At 65.5% G+C, this 14,708-nt stretch carries 13 protein-coding genes; 5 read left to right on the forward strand and 8 right to left on the reverse strand.

The window, feature by feature from the left end; translation table 11 throughout:
• Window positions 1-14: 14 nt before the first annotated feature.
• On the reverse strand, window positions 15-1,631 hold the full coding sequence (locus FCN18_RS24585) for an ABC transporter substrate-binding protein (RefSeq protein ID WP_137096207.1): 1,617 nt from the start codon (window positions 1,629-1,631) through the stop codon (window positions 15-17).
• Between the two features lie 623 nt (window positions 1,632-2,254).
• On the opposite strand from FCN18_RS24585, the gene FCN18_RS40615 reads away from it, so the two are divergent.
• Window positions 2,255-2,380: a hypothetical protein gene (locus FCN18_RS40615; protein ID WP_267285374.1), complete on the forward strand. Its 126-nt coding sequence runs from the start codon at window positions 2,255-2,257 to the stop codon at window positions 2,378-2,380.
• A 695-nt stretch (window positions 2,381-3,075) separates the two neighbouring features.
• Window positions 3,076-3,948 carry an ABC transporter ATP-binding protein gene (locus FCN18_RS40875; protein ID WP_407675790.1) on the forward strand — a complete coding sequence of 291 codons (873 nt, stop codon included), beginning with the start codon at window positions 3,076-3,078 and terminating at the stop codon, window positions 3,946-3,948.
• A gap of 16 nt (window positions 3,949-3,964) precedes the next feature.
• Here FCN18_RS40875 and FCN18_RS24595 read toward each other — a convergent pair whose 3' ends face one another.
• Together FCN18_RS24595 and FCN18_RS24600 are read right to left on the reverse strand one after the other, a co-directional pair.
• On the reverse strand, window positions 3,965-5,149 hold the full coding sequence (locus FCN18_RS24595) for a Cmx/CmrA family chloramphenicol efflux MFS transporter (RefSeq protein ID WP_137096209.1): 1,185 nt from the start codon (window positions 5,147-5,149) through the stop codon (window positions 3,965-3,967).
• A 75-nt stretch (window positions 5,150-5,224) separates the two neighbouring features.
• A complete protein-coding gene (locus FCN18_RS24600) occupies window positions 5,225-6,412 on the reverse strand; it encodes a cytochrome P450 (RefSeq protein WP_137096210.1) in 1,188 nt (395 codons plus the stop codon).
• A gap of 233 nt (window positions 6,413-6,645) precedes the next feature.
• Between FCN18_RS24600 and neuC the strand changes: the two genes are divergently transcribed.
• A complete protein-coding gene (gene neuC, locus FCN18_RS24605) occupies window positions 6,646-7,878 on the forward strand; it encodes a UDP-N-acetylglucosamine 2-epimerase (protein WP_112272388.1) in 1,233 nt (410 codons plus the stop codon).
• Here the strand turns inward: neuC and FCN18_RS24610 are convergent.
• The 3 genes from FCN18_RS24610 to FCN18_RS24620 are packed head-to-tail and all read right to left on the reverse strand — an operon-like array spanning window position 7,794 to window position 10,959.
• Window positions 7,794-8,825, reverse strand: a complete 1,032-nt coding sequence (locus tag FCN18_RS24610; RefSeq protein WP_113643619.1) for an NAD-dependent epimerase/dehydratase family protein — start codon at window positions 8,823-8,825, stop codon at window positions 7,794-7,796. The two genes, neuC and FCN18_RS24610, sit on opposite strands and share 85 nt — an antisense overlap.
• 20 nt (window positions 8,826-8,845) lie before the next feature.
• A complete protein-coding gene (locus tag FCN18_RS24615) occupies window positions 8,846-9,967 on the reverse strand; it encodes a DegT/DnrJ/EryC1/StrS family aminotransferase (RefSeq protein WP_113643618.1) in 1,122 nt (373 codons plus the stop codon).
• Window positions 9,964-10,959, reverse strand: a complete 996-nt coding sequence (locus tag FCN18_RS24620; protein ID WP_228714112.1) for an SDR family NAD(P)-dependent oxidoreductase — start codon at window positions 10,957-10,959, stop codon at window positions 9,964-9,966. The genes FCN18_RS24615 and FCN18_RS24620 overlap by 4 nt, the downstream gene beginning before the upstream one ends.
• A 153-nt stretch (window positions 10,960-11,112) precedes the next feature.
• On the opposite strand from FCN18_RS24620, the gene FCN18_RS24625 reads away from it, so the two are divergent.
• Window positions 11,113-11,739 carry a NeuD/PglB/VioB family sugar acetyltransferase gene (locus FCN18_RS24625; protein WP_158303176.1) on the forward strand — a complete coding sequence of 209 codons (627 nt, stop codon included), beginning with the start codon at window positions 11,113-11,115 and terminating at the stop codon, window positions 11,737-11,739.
• 19 nt (window positions 11,740-11,758) lie between these two features.
• A complete protein-coding gene (locus tag FCN18_RS24630; protein WP_112272395.1) occupies window positions 11,759-12,502 on the forward strand; it encodes an SDR family NAD(P)-dependent oxidoreductase in 744 nt (247 codons plus the stop codon).
• A gap of 27 nt (window positions 12,503-12,529) precedes the next feature.
• Here the strand turns inward: FCN18_RS24630 and FCN18_RS24635 are convergent, their stop codons facing one another.
• Window positions 12,530-13,669, reverse strand: coding sequence for an acyl-CoA dehydrogenase family protein (locus FCN18_RS24635; RefSeq protein ID WP_228714113.1), 1,140 nt, complete (start codon window positions 13,667-13,669; stop codon window positions 12,530-12,532).
• A gap of 23 nt (window positions 13,670-13,692) precedes the next feature.
• Entirely contained in the window at window positions 13,693-14,697 is a 1,005-nt protein-coding gene (locus tag FCN18_RS24640; protein WP_137096212.1) for a 3-oxoacyl-ACP synthase III family protein, read from the reverse strand.
• Window positions 14,698-14,708: the final 11 nt, after the last annotated feature.

Consider the following 14,708-nt stretch of genomic DNA (forward strand, 5'->3'; position numbering starts at 1 on the left):
GCCCCTCCCTGGAACTACCCACTAACACCGTCAGGCAGGAATCCAGGCCCGGGGAGCGCTCGATACCCACTCAACGTGGAACGCCAAGCCGTCAGTTGCTTTACTCGGTGTAACGCAGCTATGGGCACTTCATCTTGAACGATATCCTGCACTTCCGACCATCGTTGTCTACGTTGTGTTTCGTCGTTCATCTCGATTGCCTCATCCAAGAGACGTTCTATCCGCGCCAATGCTGGCGCATTCCAATGCGCAAACTGCCTTGGCAGAGGACCGTAGAAGTGGAAGCGCAGTAGGAAGTCGATATCAGGCGATCCGGTAGATGCGTCCGAGTACCCAAGGAGAGCACTAAATCTCCCCTCTGGAACTCGCGCGTAGAGGCCCAAGCCTCCGGGAACCATGTTAGGGGAGAACCCGGCGTCTCGAAGGTTCTGTTCGATGATTGGCTGCTGAGATATCACGTAACTCTCATTGAAGATCAGGAAATCAATCGGCACAGGATCGGTGCCGTATCCGGCTTCCCTAATTAACTGCCGAGCTCGCGTGGGAGCGTACTTGTAGACCAGCTCAGGCCGCACATACTCTGGATGTTCCTCTGGTATCCAGCCCCCCCACGCAGGTTTAGCCAGACCAAAGAAACTCGTGCGCGTTATTGCATCGCGGTCGATCGCGTAACATACAGCTCGACGCATGCGTGCATCGCTGAAAGGCGGCTTTCCGCAGTTGAAGATCAGCGTGGTCGACCGGTAGCTATCGACAGCGGCTTCCTTGACTCCATGATCACCTTTTAGGGACTCATATGCCGTCGGCGGAACTTGCTCGATCACATCGAACTTGGCCGTTCGAAGTCCTGATATTCGAGCGTTTCCGTCTTCGACGATACTGATATCCAGCACTTCGTAGGTTTGATCTCGCGGACCTTTATATTCGTTGAATTTCTCGAGTCGTACGCTTTTTTCCGAGACAGCCGAAGTCACACGGTACGGACCCGAACCGACCGGCCTTAACTTCAGTTGCTCGGGAGGAACAAACCTCGACAAGACAGGGAACACCGAGAGTCGCTCGACAATTAGTGAAATAGGAACGCTGAGCTTGAACTCAACTTCATAGCGCCCAATGGACCTTACCTCTTCGAAAAGTTCAAAGAAGCGCGCTAGATCGATGTTCTCGGCCGGATCTTTGATGCGGTTGAGTGTGTACACTACATCGTCGGCGTCAAGATCTTCTCCGTTGTGAAATTTTCGATTCGCTTCCAATTTGACCTGGTACACACCTGGCGAGGTCTCCACAGGCATACCCTTAGCAAGCTCAGGCGAAATCTGAGCACGCGGTGGAAACGGATCGACGCGGTACAGACGCTCCGACCATAGATTGGCAATAGATTGCGTAGCCTCGAACTGTCCCGCAAGGGGGTCTAAGCTCGGAAACGCGTTGAATAGCGATACCGTCAAGGCTCCGCCCGAGGAGTTGGTCGCTTGCAGCGGTGCCCCAGCTGTGCAAGCCGACAAGAGCAGGCCACTAGAGCCAGCTACGGCAGCTCCAGCGCCGACACTCATTGCGTGCAGCAGGTTTCGGCGCGTGAAGAGCCTTGGCCAGATAGCCGCGAATCCGTCGTCTTCAGCCGTTGTCACCATGGCGAGACCTTCCCGAAGTGGAGCGTCGCACTGGTTGAAATGAGAGTTTCAAGAACGATACTGCCCGGCCCCGAGGCGGTCAATACCAGCGGACGCTGGCCGTGTAGCCCGCAGCAGCTTGAGATGAGGTACGCCTGATGAAGGAGCTGTGGTCGTCGGGTCCGGCATGACTGAGGCCCCAGTCGAAGGAATGATTTATTCGGGGTGTCACCGGGCCTGGTGGCCGTCGATCCTCGACCGGCGACCACACGCGACGGACGAACGAGACTGCACATAACCAGCAGGTTATGACGTGTTTCTGGGGTTGGACGTCGGCAAGTGCGCGCACCACGCCGTCGGTCTGGACATCAACGGCAAGCGACCCTCGACCCGGGGACCTGCCTAACGGCGAGCCGAAGTTGCGGGCTGGGTTCGCCTAGCTCGCAGACATGGGACTGCTGCTGGTTGTGGTCGATCTACCGGCAACGGTGCGTCGCCGACATTCGGACCGCGCTGGGTGAGCAGACCGTCACGGTCCCGGGAACAGACGCGACTGGCACGGTCCTGCCGGGACTGGCCGACATCTTGAAGGCCGTGGTCCAACATCGCACACAGCTCGCTTAGCGAAGTCGAGGAGATGCTGGATGCGCACCCTTTTGCCCAGGCCTGACCTCGATGCCGCCATCGAAGCCAGGACCGCCGCCCACATCCTGCTCAAGAGCGTCTACGCCGGTACGAACGGGACGACCCCGGCGAACTCTGCCACGTAGATGTCAAGAAGACCCGGCCGGCCTCCGCGACGGTGGCGGCTGGCGGGTACGCTATGGACCCGCGTCGGCCACGACTACGTCACGCGGTCACTTCCTGGCCGAACAAGTCGCGCTGAAGTATCTCTACCTGGGCACTCGGACGCGGCAAGCCACGATGAGCGATGTGGTTGAAGCGATCACTTCGAGGATCGCATCGCCTCGGCTGTCAAACTCGCAGACGCCAAGCCGGATCCATCGTTGTCGGACAGTGCCGCTCGAGCAAACTAGGGATGGCCATCAAACCCGAGAACGTCCGGGTTGGTTCAACACAGTCGACGCAACACCTTGTTCGCGCCGCGTTATGCGGCTTGCGATTTGCCAATTGCATGAAGTGTGCCGCGCGCATGTCCCCGTCGTACTGCAGTTCGTCGGCGAGCCAGGCGTGTGACGAGCGCCAGAGACACGGGCTCCATCACAGCGACACTGGGTGCTGCACACACACCGTCTCTCAGAAAGCGTCGGCTCCCTGTTGACGGCGACCGTCCAGACACTTACTGTTTTTGAAACGCTCATTTCGAACCAGGACTGCCAGGTGTGCGAGTCAGAAAATGCGACGAGCCAGTGAGCTCGAGTATCGACAGCGGACGGCTAAGCGTCCGGGCTCGGGCAGCCTCACTTTCGCTGAATGGAGGTCGGGCGGTGTGACCGGACACATCATGGCGACGCAAACTAGCCCTACACTGAATCCCGTCGAGTGCGAGCCAGCTTCTTCGGCTGTCCAGCCTAATAACGACCTCTTGGTCGCGGAGCACGTCACGGTCGACTACACCTCTCGAGGGCGACGCGTTCGGGCGCTCGACGACGTGACTCTCCGAATCGCACCGGGTGAGGCGGTCGGACTCATTGGAGAGTCGGGTTCCGGAAAGACCACTTTGTCGCGCGCCCTACTGGGACTTGTAAAGCCGACTCGGGGAAACGTACGGTACCGAGGTCGTGATATCTACTCCCTGAAGGTAGCACAGCGGCATCGTCTCCTGGGGGGCGATACCGCCCTTATATTCCAGGATCCACGCAGCTCGTTAAATCCGAGGCTTTCAGTTGGCGCAGTGATACGAGATCCCCTGCAGGTACGACACATTGGCTCTCGACATGATCGAGAAGTGCGCGTCAACGCGCTTCTGCATGATGTTGGACTGCCCACGGAGCTGATAGATAGGCCTGTACGGGAACTCTCGGGCGGCCAGCTGCAGCGAGTCGCGATCGCTCGCGCACTAGCCGTCGAACCAAGTCTAGTTATTGCAGATGAGCCTACATCCGCCCTAGACGTGTCAATCCAAGCGCAAATCCTGAACCTTCTCAACAACCTGAAAAGATCGCGAGGAATTGCGCTTCTGGTCGTGTCACATGACATTCGCGCTATTAGGTTCTTATGCGACCGTACCGCCGTGATGAACCAAGGAAGTATAGTAGAGTCCTCAACCACTGATTCGATCTTCACGTGCCCCAAGGACGCGTACACAAGGCAGCTACTTGACGCCGCTCCCCGACTGAACTATAAGCACGGAACTGACGCTAAAAAATTCCTATAGTCATCAAATGGAAGTCTTATGACCGCGCGGTTGAGTGCGCCCGTGGGTGTCCATCCTGGTGCTCGTCGATCGCTGCGGCGACAACGGCGAGCAACGCGACGGAACCGAAGGCAACACTTACCCACGCGGCACTAGTATAGGGTCCCCATGCGTCGATGACTTTACCGCTGACCCAGGGGGCGAGCGCTATGCCACAATTGAATGCGGTTACACAGGTTGCACCAGCTAGCGTGGGAGCGCGGTCAGCCAGGGCAAATACACGAGTATTGAGTGCCGGGTTGGTAACAAATCCAAGGAAACCCATCAGGAAAACCAACAAAACCGAGATGGCCAGGTCAGTGGCTTTCGTTGCCAATAACACGCAAACCAGGATCATCGCCGAAAGAGCACTGGCGAGCGTGAAGATCGGTCTCGTGTCTGCAAGCTTCCCCCCTATGAGCACTCCCGCCAAAGAACCAAGACCGAAAAGCGAAAGAACACCTGGTAGCCAACCATCTGGAAGCCCGGATACCTCGGTAAGTATCGGCGACAGGTAGCTGAAGGTTGCGATTGTGGTCGCGGCCGTCAGCACGATTATCGCGACAGCGAGCCAGAGCCTCGGGTTTCGATAGGCATCCAATTCAGTTCGCAGTCGAACCGTCATGTTCGACGTCCCCGACTCCGGGGGAACGAGTACAATCACACCGACAAGTGCAAGTACTGAGAGCAGGCCGACGCATAAAAAGGCCAGACGCCATCCACCGTGGCCGCCCACGAATGTGCCAGCAGGGACACCCAGTACGTTCGCAGTCGTGAGTCCACCTACGATAACGGCCATTGCCCTGCCGCGACGATGAGGCGGGACTAGCATGATCGCCGAGGCTGCTGCAACCGCCCAGAACCCGGCACAGCCCAGAGCGCTTAATACACGAGTCGCGAAGAGTACTTCGTATGTCGGCGCGACTGCCCCAACGAAATGGCTGGCCGCGAAGATGACCAACATGGCAATCATGATGAGCTTGCGAGATATCCGAAGTGTGGTCACAGCGACTAAGGGCGCACCTACGAGCATACCTCCCGCGAACGCGGACACGAGCAATCCGGCTTCCGCTATACTCACTCCAAGGTCCTCGGAAATCATCTTCAGCAGACCAGCGACCATGAACTCCGATGTGCCCAGAGAAAACACACTCAAGCCCAGAACGTATACAGCCAAGGGCACTGACTACTCCTCCCTGCCGCGGCTGTCTTCATTCTCAGAGATCCGGACATCAGGCTGACCTGAATACTCGGAGCGTTACCAGCAAACAGGTAGACGCTCTGCTCCGTAGATCATGTGTTGCCGCCTCAACGGGATCTCGGAAATTGGCACGGCGAGTTCGAGGGTGGGGAAGCGGCGAAGGAGGCGCGAGAACGCGATTCGCATCTCCAGGCGCGCCAGGTGCTGGCCGAGACATTGATGCAAGCCATAACCGAAACCGAGATGTCCGGCGGTGTTCCTTGATAGATCGACCCGGTTGGGCTCAGGGAAGCGAGCAGAGTCCCAGTTCGCCGCAGGCAGTGAGACGGTTACCGTATCGCCTGCCCGGATCAGCTCGCCGGCGAGCTCGATATCCTCGACCGCTGTTCTGGGGAGTCCGTACTGAACGATTGTCAGATACCGGAGCATCTCTTCGACAACGCGGCCTGCGGAAGCTTCGCCTCCTCGCAGTGCTTCCGCGTATTCCGGGTGGAGCAGGAAGACCAGCGTGCCCAGCGCAAGCATGCTGGCCGTCGTGTCGTGGCCGGCGACGAGGATGAGCATGGCTATTCCGGCGACCTCGTCGTCGCTGAGGCCGTCTTCTCTCGCGAGGACAGTCAACAGGTCGTTCGACGGGTTCCGGCGTTTTTGTTCGATCAGTTCCTTCAAGCAACCCGACATCGCCGCCATGCCGCTCTTTATCTCGGCGGCGTCCGCCTCGAGGCTGTTCAGCAGCGACCCGTGCCGCTCGAAGAGCCCCCGATGCTCGCCAGGCACCCCTAGCAGAGCACAGATCACGTGCGATGGTACCGCCAGTGCGAACGTCGTGACGAAATCGGCAGGCGGCCCGGTTTCCGCCAGAACGCTCAAGCGGTTTTCGACAATCTGTTCGATAGTCGGCTGCAGCACGTTCATGCGGCGGACGGTAAAATGGCCCGTGAGCAGCCGTCGGTACTTGGTGTGTTCGGGTGGGTCCATGATGGCAAAGAACCCCGCGGGCGCGGGCTCCCCCCGCTCTACCTCGGCGATTCGCGTCGGATGCACCGCCGATCGGAGCAACTCGGAACGCGAGCTGAAACGCTGATCGCCCAGCACGAGCCGTGCCAGCTCGTAACTCGTCACAACCCAGCCGACGTGACCGTCGGGGTAGGTGAGCCGGCACAGCGGCTCCTCAACGCCGAGTCGCCGCAGTTCGGATGGTGGATCCAGCGGGTGCTCTCGCGCCGTCGGCAGCGCCTTCAACATGCGGTGGCTCCTCTCGCGTTCCGATCCAGGCCTGTGCGCGGTCAGCGTCCACCTGCGCCGGTACTCAACGCGGCGGCCTTGATCTGCCTCATCCTTCGCCTCGTGCTCACGACCGGGCAGGTGACGAGTTCCGCCGGGTCGGCCTGGTGATCTCGCGGCGGAAGCTGGCCCCTGGGAACCCTTTCCGCTCGGCGAGGATCGTGAGGGTCTCCCTTTGCCCAGAAAGGAGCCGTATGCGCAGGGTGTGTGTCTTCACCGGTTCCCGGTCCGACTACGGGCCGATGCGGTCCGTCATCGAGGCAATTCGCCTCGAAGGCGACATCGAACTCCGGATACTGGCCACCGGGGGTCACCTCGTCGACGAGCAGGGCTACACCGTCCGCCAGATCGAGGCCGACGGGTTCACCGTCGACGAGCACGTGGACATGGTGCTCGCCAGTGACTCGCCCACCGCCGTCGCGAAGTCGTTCGGACTGGGGGTCATCGGCTACGCCGACGCGCTCGACCGCATCGCGCCCGACATTCTCGTGCTGCCCGGCGACCGGTACGAGGCCCTCGCCGCCGCCGTCGCGGCCGCGTTGCGCCTGCTGCCCATCGCCCACGTCGGCGGCGGCGAGGCGACGAGCGGAGCCACCGACGAATCCGTGCGGCATGCCATCACCAAGCTGGCCCATCTGCATTTCACCTCGACCGAACGCTTTCGCGACAACGTCATCCAGATGGGCGAGAACCCCGCCCACGTGCACCTCACGGGCACCCCTGGGCTCGACACCGTCCGCACCGCGACCCTGCTCGATCGCTCCGCACTGGCGAGGGAGCTGGGCGTGGAGCTGCGCACCCCGACGATCGGCGTCACCTACCACCCGGCGACCGCGGATCCCGGCGGCAGCACGAGCGGCATCACCGGGCTTCTGGCCGCACTCGACGCGTTCCCCGAGGCCACCGTGGTGTTCACGGGCACCAATGTCGACCAGACGAGCAGCGGCGTCAGCAACGCGATCCACGCCTACGCCGCCCGCAGGCCGGGGCCGACCGCCGTGCTGCCCTCACTCGGCCAGGTCCGGTACCTGAGCCTCGTCCATCACGCGGACGTCGTGGTCGGCAACTCCTCCAGCGGCGTCATCGAGGTGCCCGCGATGCACACCCCGACCGTCAACATCGGCACCAGGCAGGACGGGCGGCCCCGCGCCGAGTCGGTGGTCGACTGTGGCGAGGACGCGAACCAGATCGAGCGGGCGATCCGCCACGCCCTGACGCCAGGGCACCAGCGCGTGGCGGCCGGGGCCCGCTCGCCCTACGGTGACGGGCACACCGCCGAGCGCATCGTCGCGGTGCTCAGGACCGTCGAGCTCGCGACACTGCCCCGCAAGCGCTTCTTCAGTTACCCGCTCGACGGAACCGACCCGGCGGGCGACGCGCTGAGCGCGGTCGTCAGCATCCCGTCCAGGTCCCACTTGGGCGCGTAGCCGAGCACGCGCCGCGCCTTGTCCGTCGACAACTCGAAGGCCAGCTTCACCGGCAGCCGGGCGACGACGGTGTCGGTGCGGAAGTGCCTGTTCAGCACCTCGGCGGCGGCGGCGAACGTCGTCGTGCCCGGACCGCCGATGTTGAAGGCCTCGCCCGCGGCGTCGGGATGCTCCATCGCGAGCAGCGTGCCGGCGACCACGTCACGCACGTCGGTCAGGTGGACCGCCCACGGCTCCCGGTCCGGTCCCGTGAGCACGACGGCCGGGTTGTCGTCGCGCGCCCCGGTCGCCGCGTCGAGCACGCCCACGGGGTCGTCGCCCGGCGAGAGGAACCCGCACAGGTTGCTCCGTTTGCCCGCCGCGACGTGCCCGGCGAGGAAGGCCCGCACCCACTCCAGCCGGAACAGACCGACGGTCTCGTGCGGCGCCACGACCGAGCCGTACCGCAGGATCGTGTACGGCAGCCCGTACAGGCGGTGGTAGTTGCGCACGAGCGTCTCGCCCAGCAGCTTGGACGTCCCGTAATAGTCACCGGGGACCTGCGGATCCTCCTCGGTGATTTGCCTCGTCCGCGGCCTGGCCGGCCCGTAGGTGTTGTCGGTGCTCGCATAGACGAACCTGCGCACCGGCGACGCCTGGCCCGCCGCGGCCTCGAGCAGCCGCAGGGTGCCGAGGACGTTCGTGTCGTAGTACTGGTCCACGGGGCTGTCGCCGATCACGATCTGCGCCGCGAGGTGCACCACCGTGTCCACGCCGCGCACGGCCCGCTCGATCGCGACCGCGTCCCCGAGCGACGCCTCGACAAGCTCGACCTTGCCCGCCAGATCGTCGTCCGGTGTCCGCCCGCCGGGACGCACCATTCCCCGCACGTCGTAGCCCGCGCGGATCAGCTCACCCGCGAACAACGAGCCGACCCTTCCGGCCACACCGGTCACCAATACGGTCATGTCGATTCACCCATCCGGTCTCACGGCGCGGCGGGCAGGATCCGGCGGAGCCGGTCGCACACCACGCGCTGGTCACTCTCGGCTAGTCCGGCGGAGCTCGGCAGGGAGAGCCCGCGCCGGTAGAGGTTGTCGGCCACGTGCCCGCCCAGCCGTTCCGTGTGGACGTAGGGCCTCTGCCGGTGCAGCGGCGGCCACACCCTGCGGGCCTGCACCCCCGCCGACGATGCCGCGTCCACGATGGAGTCCGGGTCCACGGCCTCGCCAAGGAGGACCGAGTACAGCCAGTACGACGGCCTGGCCCATTGGGCGCAGGGCGCAGGAGTGACGGCGAGACCGGTGAGCCAGCGCTCGTACCGTTGTGCGATGAGGCGCTTGGCCCGCATGATGTCGTCGATCCGTTCGATCTGCGCCACCCCGAGCGCCGCTCCGACGTTCGCGAGCCGGTAGTTGTAGCCGATCGTGTCGTGCAGGTACTGGTCGTCGGTGAGCTTCGCCTGGTTGATCAGGTGCCGAGCCCGGTCGGCCCGCGAACGGTCGCCGGTGACGATCATGCCGCCGCCACCGGTCGTGACGAGCTTGTTGCCGTTGAAGGAGAAGCAGCCGATGTCGCCCACCGTGCCGACCTGTGGGCCCGGCTTCCACGACGCGCCAAGGGACTCCGCGGCGTCCTCCACGATCGGGATGCCGAACCGGTTTCGCAGTTCCAGCAACGGTTCCACGTCGGCAGGGTGGCCGAGCACGTGGACGATCTCGATGACGTCCGGCAGGCGCCCGCCGTCCCTCGCCCTGCGGACCACCTCGTCGTGCAAGAGCTCGGTGTCCATGTTCCACGTGCGCGGTTCGCTGTCCACTAGCAGCAGGTCGGCTCCCGTGTAGCTGATGGCGTTGGCGGAGGCGATGAACGTGAAATCGGACACCGCGACGAGCTTGCCGGGGCCCGCGCCCAGCAGCCGCAGCGCGACGTGCAGCGCCGCGGTGCCGCTCGCACAGGCCACCGCGTGCTCCGCGCCGAGCCGGGCCGCGAACTCGCACTCGAACCGGCCGACGAACGGGCCGGCGGACGACACGTACCCGCTCGTGACGCATTCCTGGAGGTAGCGGGCCTCGTTTCCGGCCAGCTCTGGTACCGCGAGCGGGATCACCTGTGGTACCTGCCCGCGCGTGCGGCGTCGACGCGCGGCGCCAGCCAGCGCGCCGTCTCGGCGAGCCCGTCGGCCAGCGACTTCGTCGCCTGCCAGTCGAGCTTCTCCTTGGCCAGGCTCGGCTCAGACAGCAGCACCTGAACCTCGCTGGCGTCGGGCCGCACGCGCTCGCGGTCGGTGACGACCTCGGCGTCCACACCGGTGACCTCGCAGCACAGCTGGAACAACTCGCCGATCGACGCGGTCTGTCCTGTGCCGAGCTGCACGAGGGAGCCGGGTGGGAGGTCGCTGCAGCCCATGCGCACGAAGCCGTCGACCGTGTCGGTGACGAACGTCAGGTCCCGTCTCGGCGTGAGGCTGCCCAGCCGGACCGAGGTGGCGCCGGACAGCAGCTGCCCGAGGATCGTCGGGATCACGGCGCGCATCGACTGCCTCGGCCCGTAGGTGTTGAACGGGCGCAGCGTCGTCACGGGCGCTTCGAACGAGCGCGCGTACGCCTCGCACAGCTGATCCGCCGCGATCTTCGACGCGGCGTAAGGGGACTGCCCGCGCAGCGGGTGGGTCTCCCTGATGGGCACCGACTCCGGTGTTCCGTAGACCTCGCTGGTGGAGGTGTTGACCATGCGCACGCCGCCCGCGTCGCGCACGGCCTCCAGCATGTTGAGCGTCCCCGTGATGTTGGTGTCCACAAAGGATTCCGGGGCCTGGTAGCTGTACGGGATGGCGACCAGGGCGGCGAGGTGGAACACCACGTCCACGTCGGTGACGGCCTTGCGCACCGACCGGCCGTCGCGGATGTCGCCGAGCTGCACCTCGATGTCGGCGATCCGGTCGGTGCCGAGCTCGTCGAGCCAGCCGTAGGAGCCGTTCGAGTTGTAGACGCAGAACGCGCGTACGTCGGCCCCCTCCGCGATCAGCCGTTCGACGAGGTGACTGCCGATGAACCCGTCGGCTCCCGTCACCAGAACCTTCTTGCCAGCGAATCTGCTCACGACACTCCACCCATGAGAAAGCCTGCGTCTGCGGGGACACTCCAGTCTCACGACAGGTCGCCGCCCGGCCCCAGGAGTCGGCTTCCACTCCTGGACCCGGCGTGTGAATTCGCCGTCTTCCGGCCCCGCGCGCTCGCCGGAAGGCTCGTGGTCGTGCGTCAACTCGTGATACTGGGAGCCGGTGAGCTCGCGCGGCAGATCGCCGGGCTCGTCGAGGACATCAACCAAGACACCGACACCTACACGCTGGTCGGCGTGCTCGACCGGGACACCGACAAGGCCTCGGCCGACCTGCCCGTGCTCGGCGACGACGACCTGCTGGGCAGGCTCGACGCGGACTACGTCCTCGGCGTCGGTGCGCCGGACCTGCGCCGCAAGGTCGGGGAGAAGGCCGACGGCCTCGGCGCCACGGCGGCGAGCCTCGTCCATCCGCTGGCCCGCGTCGGCCGCGGCGCGACCGTGGGGCCGGGCGCGCTGCTGCTGGAGGGCACCCATGTGCTCTACGGCGCCACCGTGGGCAGGCACGCGCTCGTGAACGTCAGCTCCATCATCGGGCACGACTCCCACGTCGGCGACTACGTCACGCTGGCGACGAGCGCCACCGTGGGCGCCCGCGCGACGATCGGCGACGAGGTGATGCTCGGCATGGGCTCGATCGTCATGAACGACGCGAAGGTCGGTGACCGCTCCGTGGTGGGCGCCGGCGCCGTCGTGACCCGCGACGTCCCACCGGACACGTGCGTGGCCGGGGTCCCCGCCCGCCCGCTGCCCACCCGGTGACGAGACTGAGGAGACACCGATGAGCCAACGGTTGCTCGGCAAGACGGCGTTCGTGACCGGTGCCGCGGGCACGCTCGGGTCCGCCATCGCACGGGCGTTCGCCGACGAGGGGGTGCGCGCGCTCGTGCTCGCCGACCTGCGCGAGGACGGGCTGGCCGCCGTCGCCAAGGAGCTCGGCATCGAGACGGTTGTGGCCGCGCTGGACGTCACCGACGGGGACGCGTTCGACGACGTCGTCGCCGATGCCGTCGAGCGGTTCGGCACCCTGGACGTCCTCGTCAACAACGCGGGCAACGTCTCGCCCAACGCGCGCGTGCACAACCTGTCGACAAAGGACTTCGACGACTGCGTCGCGGTGAACCTGACCGGGACGTTCCACGGCGTGCGCGCAGGCGTGCGGGCCATGCGCGGGCACGGCAGGCTTTCCATCGTCAACACCGCGTCGGTCGCCGGGCTCACGGCGTGGCCTTACTGCGCGCCCTACAGCGCGGCGAAGGCCGCCGTCATCCACTTCACCAGGGTCGCCGCACTCGAGTACGTCAAGGAGGACATCCGGGTCAACTGCGTGTGCCCGGCCGCGTTTCCCTCGACGCTGACCAACGGCCTTCGAGAAGGCGCACTGGACGTACTCGCCACGCGGCATCCCGGCGGGTTCGGCACGGCTGAGGACCTCGTGGGCGCCGTCGTCTACCTCGCGGGTGACGAGGCGAGGTGGACGACCGGGCACGCACTCGTGGTCGACGGCGGCTACTCCCTTCCGTAGGGGGCGGCCGCCGCCGAACCCGAGGAGCTACGGCCGGTGGCCGCGGAGCAGTTCCCGCGCGGTCACCATGTACTGGATGGTCGGCGGGCCCTCCTCGAGCCAGTTGAGCCGCGCGTCGCGGTACAGTCGCTCCACCGGCAGCTTGCGCGTGTACCCGATACCGCCGTGCACCAGCAGCGCGCGGTCGGTGACCCTGCCGACAGCCTCCAGCCCGAACTGCTTGACCATCGACGACTCCGCGGGGATGCGCTCACCCGCGTCCCACTTCGCCGCCGCGTCGGCGAGCATGCTGCGCAGCGCGTACACGTCGATCGCCATCTCGGCCAGGTACCGCTGCACCGCCTGCCGGTGGGCGATCGGCTTGCCGAAGGTGACGCGCGACTCCGCGTGCGCCACCGAGAGGTCCAGCGCCCGCGCCGCCGTCCCGAGCGAGCTCGCCGCGATGAAGACCCTGCTGATCTCCAGCGCCCGTTCGAGGTGCTCCTGGCCCTCGCCCTCGGCTCCGACCAGCGCCGAGCCCGGCACCGGCACGTTGTCGAACGTCAGCAGGCCGTGCTGGCCGCCCTTGCAGCCCATGGTCTCCGGCAGGGGCTCGATGGTCAGCCCCGGCGCGTCTCGTTCCACGAGCAGCGCCGAGACGGCAGCGGGGTCCGTCTTGGCGAACACGAGGAAATGGCTCGCCAGGTCGGAGTTCGTGATGAGCCACTTCCGCCCGTTGAGCACGTATCCCGAGCCGTCGGCCTTGGCCGTGGTGCCGAGGTCGGCGCCGGTGCCGTGGTCCGGTTCGGTCAGCGCGAACGCCACGGAACGCTGTCCCGTCGCAGCGCCGGGCAGGATCGCCCGGCGCTGTTCCTCGTCGCCGATCTCGGACAGGGCGTGGGCGAAGGAGTTGTGCACGTGGACGATCACCCTGATGCCGCCCTGGATCTTGGCGAACTCGCCGATGATCGGCAGGTACTGCGCGATCGAGAGACCGCTGCCGCCGTAGGATCTCGGCACCAGCAGGCCGAAGGCACCGATCTCCCGCAGCACGGGCAGCACCGTCTCGTAGGGGATCCGCTCCTCGTTCTCGATCTGCTGCTCGAGCGGATCGAGGCGATCCCAGATCGCCGTGGTGACGTCCTTCCACAGTGCCGCGTACTCGTCTGCCGCCAGGCCTTCAGCCACGGTCCTTCTCCCCATTTCCTTCGTCACGCTCGTGCCCGGGACCCGGGCAGCCAGCGGATCGCCGTGCCACCCCAGGTCATGCCGCCGCCGAACGCCAGCAGCAGCGCGATGTCGCCGGGCGAGAGCCGCCCCGCGCGCACGGCGTCGTCCAGCGTGATCGGCACCGAGGCCGCGCCGGTGTTGCCGTACCTGTCGACGGTCAGGTGCAGCTGCCCGGGCGCGAGCCGCAGCGACTCCGCCCACTCGGCGAGCATCACGCCGTTGGCCTGGTGCGGAACGAGCAGCTCGACGTCCTCGAGCGTGAGGTCCGCGGACTTGAGCAGCTCGGCGACCACCTCGGGCAGCACCTCGGCGGCGAGGTTGCGCACCTCGCGGCCGATCATCGTGAAGTAGTGCTCCCCGCCCGCCACGGTCTCGAAGCTCGGCGGTCTCCTGCTGCCGCCGCCGGGAATCTGCACCAGGTGGGCGAGCCTGCCGTCGGAGCCGATCGTGCTCGTGATGATCCCCTGGTGCTCGCCGCTCTTGGCCAGCACCACCGCACCGGCGCCGTCACCGAGCAGGCACGACGTGCGCCGGTCGTCGTAGTCGAGGAACCGCGAGTAGAGGTCGGCGCCGATCACCACGGCCACCCGCCGCTCGGGATCGGCGGTCAGCATCGCGTTGGCCGTCACGAGCCCGTAGACGAACCCGGTGCACACCGCGTCGATGTCGAACGCGGCCGCGTGGTGCGCGCCGATATTGGCCTGCACCTGACACGCGGTGGCCGGCATCGGCTGGTCCTTCGTGGACGTCGCGAGCACGATCAGGTCGACGTCGGCGGCGGGAATGCCCGCTGCCTCCAGCGCCCGTTCGGCGGCGTGGCTGCCCAGATCGGAGGTCGCCTCGTGCGCCGCGGCAACGCGCCGCTGGCGGATCCCCGTCTTGCGGAGCACCCACTCCTCACCCACTCCGAGCCGTTCCCCCAGCTCCGCGCTGGTGAGTACCCCATCCGGTAGGTATGAACCGGTGCCCAGGATGGCGGTGTTCATCGGTGATCGTG

The organism is Prauserella endophytica (genome assembly GCF_005146945.1).
GTDB lineage: Bacteria > Actinomycetota > Actinomycetes > Mycobacteriales > Pseudonocardiaceae > Prauserella_A > Prauserella_A endophytica.

Bases quoted from the DNA above. Each gene is read 5' to 3' on its own strand.
- FCN18_RS24640 (WP_137096212.1), bottom strand. From the start codon at position 14,697: ATGAACACCGCCATCCTGGGCACCGGTTCATACCTACCGGATGGGGTA.
- neuC (WP_112272388.1), top strand. From the start codon at position 6,646: ATGCGCAGGGTGTGTGTCTTCACCGGTTCCCGGTCCGACTACGGGCCG.
- FCN18_RS24585 (WP_137096207.1), bottom strand. From the start codon at position 1,631: ATGGTGACAACGGCTGAAGACGACGGATTCGCGGCTATCTGGCCAAGG.
- FCN18_RS40615 (WP_267285374.1), top strand. From the start codon at position 2,255: ATGCGCACCCTTTTGCCCAGGCCTGACCTCGATGCCGCCATCGAAGCC.
- FCN18_RS40875 (WP_407675790.1), top strand. From the start codon at position 3,076: ATGGCGACGCAAACTAGCCCTACACTGAATCCCGTCGAGTGCGAGCCA.
- FCN18_RS24610 (WP_113643619.1), bottom strand. From the start codon at position 8,825: ATGACCGTATTGGTGACCGGTGTGGCCGGAAGGGTCGGCTCGTTGTTC.
- FCN18_RS24630 (WP_112272395.1), top strand. From the start codon at position 11,759: ATGAGCCAACGGTTGCTCGGCAAGACGGCGTTCGTGACCGGTGCCGCG.
- FCN18_RS24600 (WP_137096210.1), bottom strand. From the start codon at position 6,412: ATGTTGAAGGCGCTGCCGACGGCGCGAGAGCACCCGCTGGATCCACCA.